This is a genomic window from Martinezella lusitana (assembly GCF_900094565.1).
In the GTDB taxonomy this organism is placed as follows: Bacteria; Pseudomonadota; Alphaproteobacteria; order Rhizobiales; family Rhizobiaceae; genus Rhizobium; species Rhizobium lusitanum.
The window spans coordinates 57,497-73,457 of the sequence record NZ_FMAF01000005.1; the positions used below are offsets into that span (position 1 = coordinate 57,497).

General features: G+C 60.1%; 17 protein-coding genes. 5 read left to right on the forward strand and 12 right to left on the reverse strand.

Annotated elements, in window-relative coordinates:
* Positions 1–126: 126 nt before the first annotated feature.
* Entirely contained in the window at positions 127–486 is a 360-nt protein-coding gene (locus GA0061101_RS12445) for a PilZ domain-containing protein (protein ID WP_037199900.1), read from the reverse strand.
* A 222-nt stretch (positions 487–708) separates the two neighbouring features.
* Between GA0061101_RS12445 and GA0061101_RS12450 the strand changes: the two genes are divergently transcribed.
* Complete coding sequence (locus tag GA0061101_RS12450) at positions 709–1,512, forward strand: endonuclease/exonuclease/phosphatase family protein (protein ID WP_092573852.1); 804 nt, start codon at positions 709–711, stop codon at positions 1,510–1,512.
* Between the two features lie 6 nt (positions 1,513–1,518).
* Here the strand turns inward: GA0061101_RS12450 and GA0061101_RS12455 are convergent, their stop codons facing one another.
* The gene (locus GA0061101_RS12455; protein WP_037199897.1) at positions 1,519–1,980 is read right to left on the reverse strand and encodes an Lrp/AsnC family transcriptional regulator; all 462 of its coding nucleotides are present in this window, start codon (positions 1,978–1,980) and stop codon (positions 1,519–1,521) included.
* A gap of 151 nt (positions 1,981–2,131) precedes the next feature.
* Between GA0061101_RS12455 and ald the strand changes: the two genes are divergently transcribed.
* Positions 2,132–3,250, forward strand: a complete 1,119-nt coding sequence (gene ald / locus GA0061101_RS12460) for an alanine dehydrogenase (protein WP_092573659.1) — start codon at positions 2,132–2,134, stop codon at positions 3,248–3,250.
* Positions 3,251–3,378: 128 nt separating this feature from the next.
* Here the strand turns inward: ald and GA0061101_RS12465 are convergent, their stop codons facing one another.
* From GA0061101_RS12465 to GA0061101_RS12485, 5 genes are all read right to left on the reverse strand, one after another.
* Positions 3,379–3,852, reverse strand: a complete 474-nt coding sequence (locus GA0061101_RS12465; protein ID WP_092573660.1) for a DUF1203 domain-containing protein — start codon at positions 3,850–3,852, stop codon at positions 3,379–3,381.
* 69 nt (positions 3,853–3,921) lie between these two features.
* Positions 3,922–4,488: a GNAT family N-acetyltransferase gene (locus GA0061101_RS12470; protein WP_037199892.1), complete on the reverse strand. Its 567-nt coding sequence runs from the start codon at positions 4,486–4,488 to the stop codon at positions 3,922–3,924.
* A 2-nt stretch (positions 4,489–4,490) separates the two neighbouring features.
* Positions 4,491–5,348, reverse strand: a complete 858-nt coding sequence (gene sseA, locus GA0061101_RS12475) for a 3-mercaptopyruvate sulfurtransferase (RefSeq protein WP_037199890.1) — start codon at positions 5,346–5,348, stop codon at positions 4,491–4,493.
* 61 nt (positions 5,349–5,409) lie between these two features.
* Positions 5,410–6,147, reverse strand: coding sequence for an alanyl-tRNA editing protein (locus tag GA0061101_RS12480; protein ID WP_092573661.1), 738 nt, complete (start codon positions 6,145–6,147; stop codon positions 5,410–5,412).
* A 4-nt stretch (positions 6,148–6,151) separates the two neighbouring features.
* Positions 6,152–7,192, reverse strand: coding sequence for a cysteine synthase A (locus tag GA0061101_RS12485; protein ID WP_047638013.1), 1,041 nt, complete (start codon positions 7,190–7,192; stop codon positions 6,152–6,154).
* A 294-nt stretch (positions 7,193–7,486) separates the two neighbouring features.
* Here GA0061101_RS12485 and GA0061101_RS12490 point away from each other — a divergent pair, with 294 nt between their 5' ends.
* Positions 7,487–8,317: an SDR family NAD(P)-dependent oxidoreductase gene (locus GA0061101_RS12490; RefSeq protein ID WP_047557854.1), complete on the forward strand. Its 831-nt coding sequence runs from the start codon at positions 7,487–7,489 to the stop codon at positions 8,315–8,317.
* Between the two features lie 3 nt (positions 8,318–8,320).
* Here GA0061101_RS12490 and GA0061101_RS12495 read toward each other — a convergent pair whose 3' ends face one another.
* On the reverse strand, positions 8,321–9,778 hold the full coding sequence (locus tag GA0061101_RS12495; RefSeq protein WP_092573662.1) for a cryptochrome/photolyase family protein: 1,458 nt from the start codon (positions 9,776–9,778) through the stop codon (positions 8,321–8,323).
* Positions 9,779–10,021: 243 nt separating this feature from the next.
* Here GA0061101_RS12495 and GA0061101_RS12500 point away from each other — a divergent pair, with 243 nt between their 5' ends.
* Positions 10,022–11,134 carry a sn-glycerol-3-phosphate import ATP-binding protein UgpC gene (locus GA0061101_RS12500; RefSeq protein ID WP_092573663.1) on the forward strand — a complete coding sequence of 371 codons (1,113 nt, stop codon included), beginning with the start codon at positions 10,022–10,024 and terminating at the stop codon, positions 11,132–11,134.
* 340 nt (positions 11,135–11,474) lie between these two features.
* Here GA0061101_RS12500 and GA0061101_RS12510 read toward each other — a convergent pair whose 3' ends face one another.
* The 3 genes from GA0061101_RS12510 to GA0061101_RS12520 form a co-directional block, all read right to left on the reverse strand.
* Positions 11,475–12,389, reverse strand: a complete 915-nt coding sequence (locus GA0061101_RS12510) for an ABC transporter permease subunit (RefSeq protein WP_092573665.1) — start codon at positions 12,387–12,389, stop codon at positions 11,475–11,477.
* Positions 12,390–12,396: 7 nt separating this feature from the next.
* The gene (locus tag GA0061101_RS12515; RefSeq protein ID WP_092573666.1) at positions 12,397–13,281 is read right to left on the reverse strand and encodes an ABC transporter permease subunit; all 885 of its coding nucleotides are present in this window, start codon (positions 13,279–13,281) and stop codon (positions 12,397–12,399) included.
* Positions 13,282–13,379: 98 nt separating this feature from the next.
* Positions 13,380–14,732 carry an extracellular solute-binding protein gene (locus GA0061101_RS12520; RefSeq protein ID WP_092573667.1) on the reverse strand — a complete coding sequence of 451 codons (1,353 nt, stop codon included), beginning with the start codon at positions 14,730–14,732 and terminating at the stop codon, positions 13,380–13,382.
* 324 nt (positions 14,733–15,056) lie between these two features.
* Between GA0061101_RS12520 and GA0061101_RS12525 the strand changes: the two genes are divergently transcribed.
* Complete coding sequence (locus GA0061101_RS12525) at positions 15,057–15,614, forward strand: sugar O-acetyltransferase (protein WP_092573853.1); 558 nt, start codon at positions 15,057–15,059, stop codon at positions 15,612–15,614.
* Positions 15,615–15,622: 8 nt separating this feature from the next.
* Here GA0061101_RS12525 and GA0061101_RS12530 read toward each other — a convergent pair whose 3' ends face one another.
* On the reverse strand, positions 15,623–15,934 hold the full coding sequence (locus GA0061101_RS12530; RefSeq protein WP_037199979.1) for a membrane protein: 312 nt from the start codon (positions 15,932–15,934) through the stop codon (positions 15,623–15,625).
* Positions 15,935–15,961 lie beyond the last annotated feature (27 nt).

Consider the following 15,961-nt stretch of genomic DNA (forward strand, 5'->3'; position numbering starts at 1 on the left):
TCTACGATGGGGCTATGGTCCCTCGATCATCTCTCGGGCGAGGGAGATTAGGACGATTTTCGAAGGTGTGCACCAGGAATGTGACAGGCTTATTGTGACCGCGCTTCAGAGAGCGTCCGCATGCGGTCAGCGTTTCAGAACCGGCTTTATGTCCTTGTGGAAAAAGCGGAAATAGGAAGCGACCTTTGCCGACGCGTTGGACGAGCGATCGAACTCGATGCCGATGCGGCCATTATGGGCCCAGCGCACGAAACCGTCCAGCAAACCGATATCGTCGCATTCGACGCGAACCTTGCTGCCTGCGGCCGCATAGAGCGGCGACTGCAGATCGAGAGCGATTCCTCTGGCGGAAATGTTGACGACTCGTCCTGCAGCAAGCTTGGTGAAATATCGGACTTGACCCGTCAGCCGGGCATAATGGCGCGGCGAACCTCGCGACTTGATCTTCAGGTTGCCTTGAACGAGAGATTTGGAAAAGGGCTGCATGGTGTTATTCCGGTTCGCATATCTTTTTCAGTCTTTGCATAGCATGCAAGCATTGAAAGATTCTGAGGGTAACCGCTAAAATTGTAGCCGAGCGTCCCGAATCGGTACCACGCGATCAGGGGATTGCCTTGGAGGCTCCCGAAAGGCCTGGCAGATTTTCCGATGTTGGTCAGCCTGCGCGCGACCGGCGATTTGGATACAGCTATTGGAGAGGGAAGGATATTGCGCATCGTTTCCTTGAATGCATGGGGCGGCCGGCTGCATGAGCCGTTGATGCCCTACCTCGTCGATATCGATGCGGATGTGTTGTGCCTGCAGGAAGTGGTTCGGACACTCGATGCCGAATCCGAATGGCTTGTTTATCGCGACCACGGCGTCGAGCTCCTGCAGCGGGCCAATCTCTTCGAGGAGCTGAAGGCCGCTTTGCCGGCCCATGATGCGTTCTTCTCGCCCGTTGCGCGCGGCGATCTCTTCGACGGCGATCGGCGGCTGCAGTCCGAATTCGGGCTGGCGACCTTTGTGCGCAGGACCTATCCGATCATCGGCCAAGCCGTGGGTTTCATCCATGGCGAATTCTCGGCCGATGGGTGGGGACCGCATCCGCGGTCGCGCAACGCGCATTGCATTCGTCTCTTCGACTACGAGCACGGCTACCCGATCACGATCGCCCAGATGCATGGCCTGCGAGACATCGAAGGCAAGGGCGATAAGCCAGCGCGCCGCCATCAGGCGGACGCACTGGTCGAGCTTATCCGCCAGGTCCGGCAGGATGGCGAGCGACTGGTCGTCTGCGGCGATTTCAACGTGCTGCCGGGCAGCGTTACATTCGAAATCCTCGGCAGCCTGGGGCTTGTCGATCTCGTCACCTCGCGGGGACATGGCGACACCCGCACCTCCCACTATCGCAAGGAGCCGCGCTTTGCCGACTACATGCTGGTAACGCCGGATATCGAGGTGATCAATTTCGACCCCGTGGCCGAACCTGAAGTTTCCGATCACCGCGCATTGCTGCTGGACCTGCGCTGACTGGGATCAGAGACCGACATTCGGCCGGTCGATGATTTCGCGCAGGGCAAAGCTGGAATTGATCTTAACGACATGCGGCAGCGCAGAGAGCCAATCGCGATGGATGCGCTCATAGTCCTCGAGGTCCCGCGCGGCGACGCGCAATATGTAGTCGTATTCGCCCGACATGAGATAGCAGGCGAGCACATTCGGACAGCGCTTCACCGCCGTTTCGAATTCCGAAAGCGTCTTGGCGAACTGGCCGGATAGCGAGATGTGCACGATGGCGATCATCTTATAGTCCAGCGCCTTGTGCGACAGGTGCGCGTGATAGCCGTCGATGACGCCGTTCTTTTCGAGAATATCGAGCCTGCGCGAGCAGGCTGATGGCGAAAGGCCGACCTTTTCGGCCAGTTCCGCATTGGTGATCCGCGCGTTCTGCTGCAGCATCCGCAGAATCGAATGATCGATGGCGTCGAGGTCAGACATTCGAAGATCTTTCGAAAAAACTCTTATCCGCGCAATAAATCACGAAAAATGACCGTAACGCAAATCGTCTTTGCAAGGACATTTCAGGGCGGAGGTGGTCTGATTTCCCTTGGAGAAATTGCATACGCAAAAGCATTCGAGGAGGAATGAAATGCGCGTTGGTTGCCCGAAGGAAATCAAGAACCACGAATATCGCGTCGGCCTGACGCCGGCATCCGTTCGTGAATATGTCGCCCACGGCCACGAGGTCTGGGTCGAGACGAAGGCCGGTGCCGGCATCGGCGCCGATGACCATGCCTATGCCGCCGCCGGCGCCAAGATCGCTGCAAGCGCCAAGGATATTTTCGAGAAGTGCGACATGATCGTCAAGGTCAAGGAGCCGCAGCCCTCCGAATGGGCGCAGCTTCGCGACGGCCAGCTTCTCTACACATATCTGCATCTGGCACCCGATCCTGAGCAGACCAAGGGCCTGCTCGCCTCCGGCGTAACCGCCATCGCCTATGAGACCGTCACCGATGAGCGCGGCGGCCTGCCGTTGCTGGCGCCGATGTCCGAGGTCGCCGGCCGTCTATCGATCCAGGCGGGCGCGACGGCGTTGCAGAAGGCCAATGGCGGTCTCGGCATCCTGCTCGGGGGCGTGCCGGGTGTGCTGCCGGCCAAGGTCGCCATCATCGGCGGCGGTGTGGTCGGTCTGCATGCCGCCAAGATGGCGGCCGGTCTCGGCGCCGATGTCAGCATCCTCGATCGTTCCCTGCCACGGCTGCGCCAGCTGGACGATATCTTCAACGGTCGCGTCCACACGCGCTATTCCAGCATCCAGGCGCTGGAAGAGGAGGTCTTCACCGCCGATCTCGTGATCGGCGCCGTCTTGATCCCCGGTGCCGCCGCGCCGAAGCTCGTCACGCGTGAGATGCTGTCGGGCATGAAGAGCAGCTCCGTCATCGTCGATGTCGCCATCGATCAGGGCGGCTGCTTCGAAACCTCGCATGCCACAACCCATTCGGACCCGACCTACGTGGTCGAAGGCGTTGTGCATTACTGTGTCGCCAACATGCCGGGCGCGGTTCCGGTCACCTCGGCGCATGCCTTGAACAACGCCACCATCTATCACGGCCTCGCATTGGCTGATCGCGGTCTGCGCGCCATCGCCGAAGACAAGCACCTCCGCAATGGCCTCAACGTGCACAAGGGCCGCATTACCAACAAGCCGGTGGCCGAAGCGCTTGGCTATGAAGCCGTCGCGCCCGAAAGCATCCTGAACGTGGCGTAAAGCCCATCGCGCTCACGTCAGATGGAGGCGCCGGCATCAGCATATGCCGGCGCTTCTTTCTACTGCGCCGCGCGCCCTTTTGGCGCGCAAAGGACGCAGTAGCATTTAAATAGCGCATAACCGCTGGGTTATACGCGGTCTATCCGGCACTGATAGCAATTGTTGCGCGCCGAGCGGACATGGACATAGGCGATGTCCGCGCGCTCGAGCAGCGACGTGGCATAGGCGGGAATATCGCCGATTGGCGTCACGGCACCTGTTCCGTAGACGATGCGGTTGTTCTTGCCGTAGCCGCGCACGATGAAATCCCGGCTGGTTGCCAGCACCGGCGGCAGGACTTCTTCCGCCTCGTAGCGTTTGCAGGGCGTCTTGTGCAGGAAGATCGGGCCGGTCTCCGCATAGGGTTGCAATTCAGGGAAGGGCCGATAGGCGAAGACGAAAAGCTCCTCGCCGGCATCGATATTGCGCAGGCAATGGCGGCAGGGATGGCCGGGGCCGTCGGAGATCATGGTCTCCGGCTGGTGACCATAGGCGTCCGTACCTCCGTTCCAGAGCATTTCGGCGTCGGATGTCGGCATGGCGGAAAAGGCGATGGTGGACATGGAAATCTCCTTGTGGGGTTTACCATGTGATGCCTTAGGCCATCGCGCGAAGCCACCCGATTCCTGCCGCTAGTTGTTCTTGGCGAACTCCAGCAGTTCTTTATCGCTCAACGGCCTGACAATGCCTTGGCCGGTGGAAATCGGCGAAAAGCCGAACATCTGGTAGAGCTGAAGCGCTCGCGGATGATCGAGATCGTTTGTGGTCGTTATGATCCGTTGCGGGTTCAGCGTCCATATGGCGTACAGCGACTGGAGCAGGAACCATTTGCCGATGCCGAGGCCGAGCGCATGCTCCATGAGGCCGAAATGGCTGAGTTCGATGGTTTCCTCGTCCTGGCGGAAATATTCGAAGAAGCCGGCCGGAGCGCCGTTGACATAAAGCACGCTGATATCGTTGCGCTGATCGTGAAGGATCGCCGTCAGCTCCTCGTCAGACATGCGCAGCCGGTCGACCCAATGCCAGCGAGCCCCGACCTGACGGTAGAGATAGCGATAGAAGGGCAGCGGAATGCCCGGCGCACGCATTATAGCCGTCTGAATATTGACCGGCATCGCCAGGCTCGTCTTGGGCGGCGCGGTCATTTCCAGACGGGTGATGTGGACTTTGATCGACGAAGGCGTTTTCACGGATGCCATGCTCAATCTTGACCGGTAGCGATCGGTGTGTCCGCGCGGCTGCCCCACTCAGACCATGAGCCATCGTAGAGCTTGTTGCCGCTGTGGCCGAGCGATTCGAGCGCCAATGTGATGATGGCGGCGGTAATGCCGGAGCCGCAGGTGGTCACGACGGGCTTGTCGAGATCGATGCCGGCCTTTTCTATGGTCTCACGCAGCTCGGGCAGCGACTTGAACTTGCCGTTGGTGGCGAAGACGCCCGATGGCAGGCTCTTGGCGCCCGGCATGTGGCCGGAGCGCATGCCTTCGCGCGGTTCCGGTTCCACAGCAGCAAAGCGGCCGGCGCTGCGGGCATCGGCGATCTGCAGGGAACGGCTGTCGACGATATCTCGCATCTCGTCGAGCGCAACGACGCGGCTGCCATTGAAATTCGGCTTGAAGGTTGCGGGTTCGAATGTCGGAAGTGCCGTTTCCAGCGGCCGACCTTCGGCCTTCCAGCCGTCGAGCCCTCCATCGAGCACGAAGACGTTCGGCGCGCCCATGACGATGTGGAACAGCCACCAGACGCGCGGCGAGGCAAACAGGCCGGGGCCGTCATAGACGACGATGCGATCGGTCTCGCTGATGCCGAGCTTGCCGACCTCTGCCGCAAAGAGCTCGGGCGAGGGCACCATATGCGGCAGGTTGGTCGAGTGATCGGCGATCTTGTCCTGATCGAAGCGGATCGCGCCCGGAATATGGCCGCCGGCATATTCGGCATCGGCATTGCGCTTCTGCGCCGGCAGATAGAAGGAGGCGTCGAGGATGCGCAGGTCCTTGGCACCCAGCTCGCTCTGCAGCCAGTCCGCGGATACGACGAAACGGCTTTTGTCCGCTGCCATGATGATCTCTCCCTGCTATGGTTTCTTGATCTCGGTGTCGGGATATCGACGCTTGCCGGCGTCAGTTTTCGTCGGTCGGGGCGCCGAAACGGATGCGGAAACGGCGGTTTTCCTTGCCCTTCTTCTCGATCTTGGCGATGTGAATCGCTCCGACCTCCTGCGTCTCCGACACATGTGTGCCGCCACAGGGCTGGCTGTCAACGGCGGAGTCATCTCCGATGCAGACAAGGCTGACGCGGCCGAGGCCGATCGGCGGGCGCACATTCTTGGATTTGACGATACCCGGATTGGCGGCCAGCTCCTCGTCGGTGATCCACCGGAGGAAAACGGGATGGTTTTCGTTGACCAGCGCCATCATCCTGGCGGTCACCTCGTCCTTGTCGATCGTCTCGCTCATGTCGAAATCGACCCGACTTTCATCCTCGCCGACCGCAGCACCCGTAATCGGATAGGGGCAGACGACCGAGAGCAAGTGACAGGCCGTATGCATGCGCATCAGCTTGTAGCGACGCGGCCAGTCGACGTGCAACACCAGCTTTTCGCCGAGGATGGGCTGCGCCTCGCCCTCGAGCGGCACATGAATGATGATGTCCTTGATCGGCCCGTGCCTGGTCTGGCCGAGCATGATCTTGGAGCCATCGGCGCGCTCGAAGAAACCGGTATCGCCCGGCTGGCCGCCGGAGGTGGCGTAAAAGCAGGTCTGATCGAGCTCGATGCCCCCATCCTCGTGGATCGCGGTCACGACCGCTTCGGCGGTCGAGAGGTAGAAATCGTCACGGTAGAGGGCATTCACGGCCATGGGATCACGCTACTGTTTCGTATGGGACGGAAATATCCGCCCGTTTTTCAAGATAGGCCGGCAGCGGCAGGCCCTTCGACTTCAGGAAGTCCGGATTGAAGAGCTTGGACTGATAGCGATTGCCGTAATCGCACAGAACAGTCACGATCGTATGTCCTGGGCCTAGATCCCTGGCAAGACGCACGGCGCCGGCAATGTTGATGGCCGTCGAGCCGCCAAGGCACAGGCCTTCGTATTCGACGAGGTCGAAGAGGTAGGGCAGGGCTTCGGCATCGGTGATCTGGTAGGCGAAGTCGGGAGTAAAGCCCTCCAGATTGGCCGTCACGCGGCCCTGACCGATGCCCTCGGTGATCGAGGAGCCGGAGGACTTCAACTCGCCGTTCTTGTAGAACTCATAGAGCGCAGCGCCTTCCGGGTCGGCGATGCCGATCTTGATGTCCTTGTTGAAGGCATGCAGGCCCATGGCGACGCCGGCCAGTGTGCCGCCGGAGCCGACCGAGCAGATGAAGCCATCGACCTTGCCTGACGTGTCGGCCCAGATTTCCTTGGCGGTTGTCTCTATATGCGCCTGCCGGTTGGCGACGTTGTCGAACTGGTTCGCCCAGATCGCGCCGTTCGGCTCCGTCTTCGCCAATTGCTCGGCAAGCCGGCCGGACAGCTTCACATAATTGTTCGGGTTCTTGTAGGGAACCGCTGGGACCTCGACCAGTTCCGCGCCGAGCAGCTTCAGCGCATCCTTCTTTTCCTGGCTCTGGGTCTCCGGAATGACGATCACCGTGCGATAGCCGAGCGCCTTGGCGACCAGCGTGAGGCCGATACCCGTATTACCCGCCGTGCCCTCGACGATGACGCCGCCGGGCCTGAGCAGCCCCTTCTTCTCGGCATCGCGAATGATGTAGAGCGCGGCGCGATCCTTGACCGACTGACCGGGGTTCAGGAACTCGGCCTTGCCGAGAATGGTCGAGCCCGTCGCCTCGGAGGCGCCCTTGAGCTTGATCAGCGGCGTATTGCCAATTGCTTCGAGGACGGAGGGGTGGACGGTCATGGAATCTGCCTTCTGTTCACGACTACTGTAAGAACGGTCTTTTCCCTTCACAAGGCGGCATAGGCAAGAAATTCTGTTCCTCGCTCTTCGTTCGGCCTGCAAAATTCAACTTGGGCGACACTAATCGCCTACGCGTCGCGGCCCTTCACTTGTCCCTGATTGGTGACATAGATTTCCGCATCGAAGGCAACAGACTGGCCGAAAGCGGCCACAATGATACGTTATTTCTAAAATGCTACGGGCGGCCGCGGTTGAGTGTTTGATGTAGGCGGCCGTCAGCCAAGGAGAAGAGCCATGAGCCCGTTCATTGCGCGTCCTGAACACGGAGTCGTCTGGATCACCGGCGCCAGTTCCGGCATGGGCCGAGCGCTGGCACTGAAACTGGCGGGCGAAGGGTATAAAGTGGCCGTAACGGCCCGCAGCCACGACAAGCTTTTGGCATTGCAGGCGGAGGCGAGCGAACTTCCCGGCAGCATCGTCGTGCTCGATGGCGACGTGACCCAGGCCGAAGACATGGAGCACACCGTCGCCGCGATCGAATATCAGCACGGCGCTGTTGCCTTGGCGGTTCTCAATGCCGGCATCTATCTGCCGGCGCGCGGCGAGGACTTGAACCACGAGGTTTTCGACCGCAGTTTTGCCGTCAATCTCCATGGTGTCGTCAACTGTCTCGTTCCGGCGGTGCGGCATATGCGGGCCAGAGGATATGGCCAGATCGCCATCGTCTCTTCCGTTGCGGGTTATGCCGGTCTTCCCGGCTGTGCCGCTTACGGCGCCACCAAGGCTGCCTTGATCAACATGGCGGAAAGCCTGAACTTCGAGCTCGATCGTATGGGCATCCATATCCAGCTTGTGACCCCCGGCTATGTTGAAGCGCCGCTGACGGCGAAGAACAAATTCGCCATGCCGGGCATTCTGTCCGCCAACGAGGCGGCCGATGCGATCGCTGCCGGATTGAAATCCCCGGCTTTCGATATCTGCTTCCCGAAGAGTCTGGTCTACCGGGCAAAGCTGTTGAAGCTGCTGCCCTATAGCCTCTATTTCCGTGTAGTCAGATATTTTCTGGGGAGCGGCGCTAAACGGCGGTCGGTCGACACGCGAGCAACGCCGCATCCGGCGGAATAGCGTCTACTCATCATTCTTCAGCGACGCGAGCGCATCGAGCGCGCGTCGCCGTGCCAGAGCGTGATCGACGATCGGCCGCGGATAGTGTTGGCCAAGCGTCACGCCTGCGCGTCTCAGCACATCGTCAGGCGCTTCAAATGGCCGATGGATATACTTGTTGTCGAGATCGGCCAGTTCCGGCACGAAGGTTCTGATATAGCCGCCATCCGAATCGAATTTTTCACCCTGCAGCACCGGATTGAAGATACGGAAGAAGGGCGACGCATCCGCACCTGAGCCCGCCACCCATTGCCAGTTTGCGGCGTTAGCGGCCGGGTCGGCATCGACAAGCGTGTCGCGGAACCAGGCTTCCCCCTCGCGCCAGTCGATCAGCAGATCCTTGATCAGGAAGGAGGCGACGATCATGCGGACGCGATTGTGCATCCAGCCATGGCGCCAGAGCTGCCGCATGCCGGCATCGACGATCGGATATCCTGTTTGCCCACGTCGCCAACTGTCGAAAAGCTGCGCATCCGAGCGCCATGGAAAGTCGTCATATCGATCGTTCCAATTGGCAGAGTTGAGGTTGGGGAAGTGGAAGAGCTGATGGTAGCAGAATTCCCGCCAGGCGACTTCCTTGCGAAAGCGCACGATATTGTCCGTCGGGATGTTTTTGGGAAGACCTCGCGTAGCGTGCCATATCCGGGCCGGGGAAATCTCGCCGAGCGCCAGGTGCGGCGACAGCATGGATGTTGCCGGCTTGTCGGGAAAATCGCGCTCGACCGCATAGCTGTCGAGCGCGGTCTCGATGAAGTCGCCCAGCTTCCCGCGTGCCGCAGCCTCGCCAGGCACCCACATATCCGGGAAATTCGAGGCCCAGTTCGGCTTGGTGGGCAGCAGCGACCATGAGTCGAGCGCATCCGATAGCGGCCAGTGGCCGGGCGCGCAGAGCTTTGCAGGTGCGTCGATCGGAAAGGGCGGCTCGCCGAACTGCTCCAGCGCCCGCCAGAACGGCGTGTAGGTCTTGTACGGGTTGCCGGTGCCGGTGCGCACGCGTGACGGCTCATGCAGTAGCTGACCGGCAAAGCTGTTTGCCTTCATGCCGGCATCGCGCAAGGTCTTCTTGACGCCCACATCCACCGCCATGCCGGCGGGGTCATACCGTCGGTTCCAGACGATGGCCTCTGCACCCGTCTCCTCAAGAAGCCTTTCAATGACCGACAGCGCATCGCCCGTTCGCAGAACAAGCTTGCTGCCGAGGCCGTGGAGGCTTTTATCTAAGGCGGCGAGGGAATGATGGAGCCACCACCGCTGTGCTGCCCCGAGCGGCCCGCAGCCCTTCGCTTCCGGCTCCCTGATATAGATGGGGACAACGGGTCGGCCCGATGCTGCGGCAGCCTGCAGGGCGTGATTGTCGTCAAGGCGGAGATCCTTGCGGAACCACAGGAGAATGGGATTCGGCTCATCGGTGGAGGATGTCATGGTTCTCGCCGGTCGTCTGTGCCGCATTCTTCATATGCTTCATTGCCTTCGCAGCCATATACGGCGCGGGTGGCGAAATGGTTCCACCAACGCACGTATCGCCATGGAATCGCCAGCGCAACTCTCGTGAGGAAATCGGGATGCCTCTTGTGATATAAGGATCCTTGTCACTGTTCTGTAATGCAAATTCGCTAGCAGTCCAAGCAATTGGCGGCCCAGAATTGACAGGTGGGAAAGAACAACATGGCGGAAATCCGGATCGAACAAGTTCACAAGGCCTACGGACGCAACCAGGTGGTCCACGGCGTCGACCTGAACTTTCGTTCGGGCGAGTTTGTCGTCATTCTTGGCCCTTCCGGCTGCGGCAAGTCCACCCTGCTGCGCATGATTGCCGGCCTTGAGGATATTTCGTCGGGCGAGATCGTCATCGACGGCAAGGTTGTCAATCAGCTCGAGCCGCGCGAGCGCGGGTGCGCCATGGTCTTCCAGAATTATGCGCTCTATCCGCATATGGATGTCGCCGCCAACATGGGCTACGCGCTGAAGGTTGCAGGCGTGCCGCGCGAGGAGCGTGACCGCCGCATCAAGGAAACCGCCAAGATCGTCGGCCTGGAAGACTTCCTCGCCCGCAAGCCGGCCGAGCTTTCCGGCGGCCAGCGTCAGCGCGTCGCCATGGGCCGCGCCATCATCCGCGAGCCGAAGGTCTTCCTTTTCGACGAACCACTCTCCAACCTCGATGCCAAGCTGCGCGTGCAGATGCGCGTCGAGATCCGGCGCCTGCACAAGCGCCTTTCGGCCACGTCGGTTTTCGTGACCCACGATCAGGTCGAGGCCATGACGCTCGCCGACAAGCTGGTGGTCATGTACAAGGGCAATGTCGAACAGGTCGGCACTCCCCTTGAAATCTACAACACGCCGCGCACCCGCTTCGTCGGTTCGTTCATCGGCTCGCCGGCGATGAATTTCCTGGAAGGCACGTTCTCGGCGAACGGCGAACAGTTCATCTTCGATGGCCTGCCGATCGGCATTGATGCCAATATCGGCAAGCGTCATGCAGGCCAGCCGGTTGCTCTCGGCATCCGCCCTGAACAGGCGCGTCTCGTGCCGGCAGGCACACCCGGCGCCATTCCGGCGACGGTCGACTTCGTCGAGGAGCTCGGCGCCGGCCGCGTCATCCATTGCGATATCAACGGATCGAGCTTCGCCATCGCTGTGGCCGATCACACGACCGGGCAGACCGGTCAGTCCGTTGGTCTGGAACTGCCGCAACAGCACACGCACCTCTTCGCCCAAGATACCGGTTTGCGGCTCGACGCCGTTGCTTCCGTCACGCCCTTGAAGGTGATGGCACACTAATTTCAGACATCAATTTTCAGCAAGAGCGCCCGGAAATCATGATCGATTTCCGGGCTTTTTGCTTGAATGAGGAGAAGAGGGGTGGCGGCCTTAGGGTCGAATCTGCCCGGGATCGGCACGGCACATTTCGTCGCCGCTGCGATGCTTGCGTCAACTTCCAGCTCGCAGCCGATACCCTGATGGGTCTAGCCATATTGTCTACGCGCCAGCCCGATCAGCCGGCCACGGCCAAGCTCATGTCTCTGAGAAGAATGTTCTTGTCCGCCACGACTAATCCGCCCCCCACAAAGGAGTGGGTGTGAATTGCCTGCCGCTCAAGGAAGGGCGGCAGGCAATCCGATCACTTCTCGGTGGAGATCAGGCCGCGAACGAACCAGCGCTGCATCAGGACCACGACGAGGAGCGGCGGCAGCATGACGATCAGCGTGCCGGCCATGGCAATGTGCCACTCGGGAAGGCCGCCCACGTTCGGGATGAGCTGCTTGAGTTCGGTGACCGCGGTTGCATGCGCAGGATCGGTGGTGACCAGCAGCGGCCAGAGATACTGGTTCCAGGCCCAGAGGAACATGATGGTGCCGAGTGCTGCCATATTGGTGCGCGACAGCGGCATCAGGATGTCGATGAAGAAGCGCAGCGATCCTGCGCCGTCCATGCGGGCGGCCTCGGTCAGCTCGTCCGGTATGGTCAGGAAGAACTGGCGATAGAGGAAGGTGCCGGTCGCTGTGGCGACCAGCGGCAGAATGAGGCCTGGGAAGGAGTTAAGCAAACCCAGGTTCAGCGCAACCTGAACGCCTGTAACCTTCTCGATGAGCCAGGTGATGCCGGTGATGTCGAGAAGCCCCTGGTAGGGCGACAGGACGTTGGCGGCAACAGCATAGGTCGGCACGATACGGACTTCGAGCGGCAGCATCAGCGTTATGAAGATAAGCCAGAAGATGAAGTGGCGGCCTGGATAGCGGAAATAGACCAGCGAAAAGGCAGTGATCGCCGAAATAAATACCTTTCCCACCGCAACACCGGTGGCGAAGATCAGGCTGTTCAGCAGCTTGGGGCCGAGTTTGGCGGTCGTCCAGGCCGTCTTCATGTTGACCCAGAAATCAGCGCCGGGGATCAGCGACATCGGCACCTTGTTGACATCGGCCAGATTATGGGATGCGGCGATAGCGACGATGACCAAAGGTCCCACTGCCATCAGGAAGCCGATGAGCAGGATCAGATGGGTGAAGAAATTAAGGATGGGTGTGCGCTCGACCATGTCAACCTCAACGATAATGCACGCGCCGCTCGATGAAGCGGAACTGGAAGATGGTAAGCACGATGATCAGCAGCATCAGAACGATGCTCTGCGCCGCCGCACCGGAAAAATCGAGGCCCTTGAAGCCATCGGAATAGATCTTGTAGACCATGAGATTGGTCGAGTTGTGCGGGCCGCCGGATGTCATGATGTCGACGATGCCGAACGAATCCTGGAAGCTCTCGGTGATGTTGATGACCAGCAGGAAGAAGATCGTCGGTGTGATCAACGGAAATTGGATATCCCAGAAGCGTCGAAGCACGCTTGAGCCGTCCATGGCGGCCGCCTCGATCAACGAGCGTGGAATGGCCTGAAAGGCAGCAAGGAAGAAGATGAAGCTATAGCCGATATATTTCCACGAGAAGGCGGCGATGATGCAAGCCATGGCTGCGTTGCCGTCGAGGCCCGGATCCCATATGCCCGGCCACCACTGATTGACCACGGCGATGAGGCCGGCTTCCGGCGCCAGAATGAAGCGGAAGGCCATCGCCGCTGCGGGAGCCGCGATGCCATAGGGCCAGATCAGGACTACGCGGTAGATTTTCGAACCGCGCAGCTGTCGATCGGTCAGGGCTGCGAATATGAGACCGCCGCCCATGGCAATACCGGTGCTGATACCGGCGAAAATGATGCTGATCGTGACCGAGTTCCAGTAATCGGAACTGGCGAGGATGGCTTTGAAATTGTCGAGCCCGACCCAGATGTTGCCGCCGCCCCAGGGCTGCTGCAGCGTCAATGACCAGAAGACCGCTTGACCGGCCGGCCAATAGAAAAAGGTGAAGATGAGGAGCAACTGCGGCACTGCGAACAGGATGCCAACGCTCCATTTGTTGAAAGTTATGCGCTTTTCCATGGTCTCTTCCGGCTTAGGGTCCCGATGCCACTCTCGCTCTCATAACGAACGTCCGCCGGGAGGCCCCGGCGGACGCTGTCTGTTATGAGGTTTGCTGCTTACGGCAGCTGCTTGCCCTTGTAGGTGGCTTCGAAGCGCTCAAGGACGGCGTCACCATTCTTGACCAAGTTGTCGATGCCTTCCTGGACGCCGACCTTATTGGCGAAGATCGCCTGCATCTGGTTGCCGAATTCGGCGCGGATCTGCGTGAAGTTGCCGAGACGGATGCCGCGGGTGATCGGGGTCGGCTCGGAGGCGGTCAGGCTGGCGATCGCGACTTCGCGGCCCTTGTAGGGAGCCTTGCTATAGAAGCCGGAGGACTTCATGAATTCGAAGCCGGAATTCGTGACCGGGATGTAGCCGGTGTTGGTCGACCAGAAGAGAGCGGTCTTGGGGTCGTGGATGAAGTTCAGGAACGCGGCGGCGCCCTTGTATTCATCGGAGGACTTGCCGGAGAGAACCCAGAGCGAAGCACCGCCGACCAGCGAGTTCTTGCGTTCGGTGCCGGCGTAGACCGGAAGCTCGGCGACATCCCAGTTCATGCCTGCCTTCTGCGTCTTGCCGACCGTACCGTGGTCGCCGACCGAGGTCATGATCATCTGGCAATCGCCCGATGCGAAGGCCTGAACCATGTCCTGGCCGAGATCCTTCGACTTGATCTTGATGAGGCCCTGATCGTACCAGCTCTTGAGGTCGGTAACGTACTTGACGAATTTGGTCTTGTTAACAGTCAGACGGGCGTCGAGACCGTCATAGCCGTTATTCTTGGTGGCGATCGGCTGGTTGTGGAGCGCGGAGAACTGCTCCATCAGCTGCCAGCTTTCGTTGCCGGAGATGTTGATCGCCATCGGGCATTCATAGCCGGCACCCTTGAGCGCCTTCATGTCGTCTGCGGCTTCTTCCCAGGTCTTCGGAGCTTCAGTCTTGCCGATCTTGGCAAAAGCGTCCTTGTTCCAATAGAGCAGGGCGGTCGAAGAGTTGAACGGGAAGGAGAGCAGCTCGCCCTTCGACGTTGCGTAATAGCGCGCAATGCCGGGGAAGTAGTCGTTCCAGTCGATCTTGTAGCCATTTTCGGACATCAGCTTGCCGGCAGGGTAATAGGCGCCGGAGAGCATCATCGTTGCGGTGCCGGCGTCATAGACCTGGACGACTGCAGGCTGCTTGCCAGCGCGGAAGGCGGCAATGGTGTTCTGCAAAGTGGCGTCGTAATTGCCCTGGCTGGTGCAGACGACTTCATAGTCCTTCTGCGACTCGTTGAAGTTCTTGCACATCGTCTGAACGACGCGCTCGAGGTCGCCCGACAGGCCGAACCAGAAATCGAACTTGGTCGGAGCAGCAGCAGCAGGCAGGGCCAGCGCTAAGCTCATGACGCCGGCGGCGGCAGCCGAAATGTAGTTTTTAAGTTTCGACATAATCCCTATTTCCTTTTTGAAAGCTCGGAACCGGTGGTCTTGCGCAAGTCCGCGGTAGCGGCGTTATAGACAAGCTGTGTGACAGTTTGTTGAGGGCAAAAATCCCGTATCGACAGCCATTTTCAGTCGATGCGAGGGTTTTCGGGCGGCCGAACTTTGAATGATCAAGTATTTGAGATGGCGCTGATCAAGACGTGTAATCTAGGACGGTTCGTGCGGGGATTGTTGCTTGCCTCGAAAGGGCTGCATCTTCCTTGCTGGCGGCCTGAATGGTGATGCATGATCTCGCCGGACGAATCCATGAAGCAGCGGAGGGGCGCATCGATGGGCATCACCGAAAGGCAGAGGATGGCGGCGGCTGAATGGTATTGCTGCTTCGATCCCGAACTCGATGCGTTACGGTGGCGGGCGCGCGAGGCCGTGCATGAGCATAACACGATGCCGCCAGCGCAGCGCGGCAATCTCGGGCCGGCTTTGGCTGCGCTCTTCGCTCGCGCTGCGGAGAATGTTTTCATCGAAGCGCCGTTTCACTGCTCCTATGGGATGAACATCTCGCTTGGTCGGCGGGTCTATCTCAATGCAGGCTGCACCATTCTCGACAGTGGCAGCGTGCGCATCGGCGAAGGCAGCATGCTGGGGCCGGGCGTTCATATATATTGTGCGGAACACCACAGGGACCCGGAGAAGCGGCGCGCCGGCATGGAGATTGCGCGACCGGTTACGATCGGCAGGGATGTGTGGATCGGGGGCGGAGCCATTATTCTAGGTGGCGCGACGATCGGCGACGGGGCGATCGTGGGGGCCGGCTCGGTCGTGACAAGAGATGTCGCAGCGGGTGCTACCGTGGTCGGCAATCCCGCCCGGCCTGTCGGCGGGAGCTAGAAAGAGGATCAGTTCGCCGGGCGGCGGCGTTTTGTCCACCACACCGCAAAACGCCGGCGCCAGCGACGGACGACCGGCATATCATGTGACAGCACGATGAAGCCAAGCGGCAGCATCCAGAAGCCGAGCACCGGCATGAAGCCAAGCAGTCCGCCGAAGATGAGGGCAATGCCGACGCCGACGCGCGCAAGCCGCGATCGGGGCAGGGGAATTCTCACAGAGCCGAAAACAAGCTCGCGAGTTGAGGGATCAATGCCGAAACGGCGGGTTTTCCGGCCATTTCGATCGGCATTTGTTGTCGTTTCGCTTTGATCAGTCATCCACAGGAAATGGTGAGGCGGCGAAAT

What these genes read in the sequence shown, in the direction of transcription:
- GA0061101_RS12510 (WP_092573665.1), bottom strand. Translation starts at nt 12,389, where the DNA reads ATGGTCGAGCGCACACCCATCCTTAATTTCTTCACCCATCTGATCCTG.
- sseA (WP_037199890.1), bottom strand. Translation starts at nt 5,348, where the DNA reads ATGGCAGCGGACAAAAGCCGTTTCGTCGTATCCGCGGACTGGCTGCAG.
- GA0061101_RS12495 (WP_092573662.1), bottom strand. Translation starts at nt 9,778, where the DNA reads ATGACATCCTCCACCGATGAGCCGAATCCCATTCTCCTGTGGTTCCGC.
- GA0061101_RS12465 (WP_092573660.1), bottom strand. Translation starts at nt 3,852, where the DNA reads ATGTCCACCATCGCCTTTTCCGCCATGCCGACATCCGACGCCGAAATG.
- GA0061101_RS12485 (WP_047638013.1), bottom strand. Translation starts at nt 7,192, where the DNA reads ATGACCGTCCACCCCTCCGTCCTCGAAGCAATTGGCAATACGCCGCTG.
- GA0061101_RS12470 (WP_037199892.1), bottom strand. Translation starts at nt 4,488, where the DNA reads ATGGCATCCGTGAAAACGCCTTCGTCGATCAAAGTCCACATCACCCGT.
- GA0061101_RS12480 (WP_092573661.1), bottom strand. Translation starts at nt 6,147, where the DNA reads ATGGCCGTGAATGCCCTCTACCGTGACGATTTCTACCTCTCGACCGCC.
- GA0061101_RS12455 (WP_037199897.1), bottom strand. Translation starts at nt 1,980, where the DNA reads ATGTCTGACCTCGACGCCATCGATCATTCGATTCTGCGGATGCTGCAG.
- GA0061101_RS12515 (WP_092573666.1), bottom strand. Translation starts at nt 13,281, where the DNA reads ATGGAAAAGCGCATAACTTTCAACAAATGGAGCGTTGGCATCCTGTTC.
- GA0061101_RS12490 (WP_047557854.1), top strand. Translation starts at nt 7,487, where the DNA reads ATGAGCCCGTTCATTGCGCGTCCTGAACACGGAGTCGTCTGGATCACC.
- GA0061101_RS12520 (WP_092573667.1), bottom strand. Translation starts at nt 14,732, where the DNA reads ATGTCGAAACTTAAAAACTACATTTCGGCTGCCGCCGCCGGCGTCATG.
- ald (WP_092573659.1), top strand. Translation starts at nt 2,132, where the DNA reads ATGCGCGTTGGTTGCCCGAAGGAAATCAAGAACCACGAATATCGCGTC.
- GA0061101_RS12500 (WP_092573663.1), top strand. Translation starts at nt 10,022, where the DNA reads ATGGCGGAAATCCGGATCGAACAAGTTCACAAGGCCTACGGACGCAAC.
- GA0061101_RS12525 (WP_092573853.1), top strand. Translation starts at nt 15,057, where the DNA reads ATGGGCATCACCGAAAGGCAGAGGATGGCGGCGGCTGAATGGTATTGC.
- GA0061101_RS12445 (WP_037199900.1), bottom strand. Translation starts at nt 486, where the DNA reads ATGCAGCCCTTTTCCAAATCTCTCGTTCAAGGCAACCTGAAGATCAAG.
- GA0061101_RS12530 (WP_037199979.1), bottom strand. Translation starts at nt 15,934, where the DNA reads ATGACTGATCAAAGCGAAACGACAACAAATGCCGATCGAAATGGCCGG.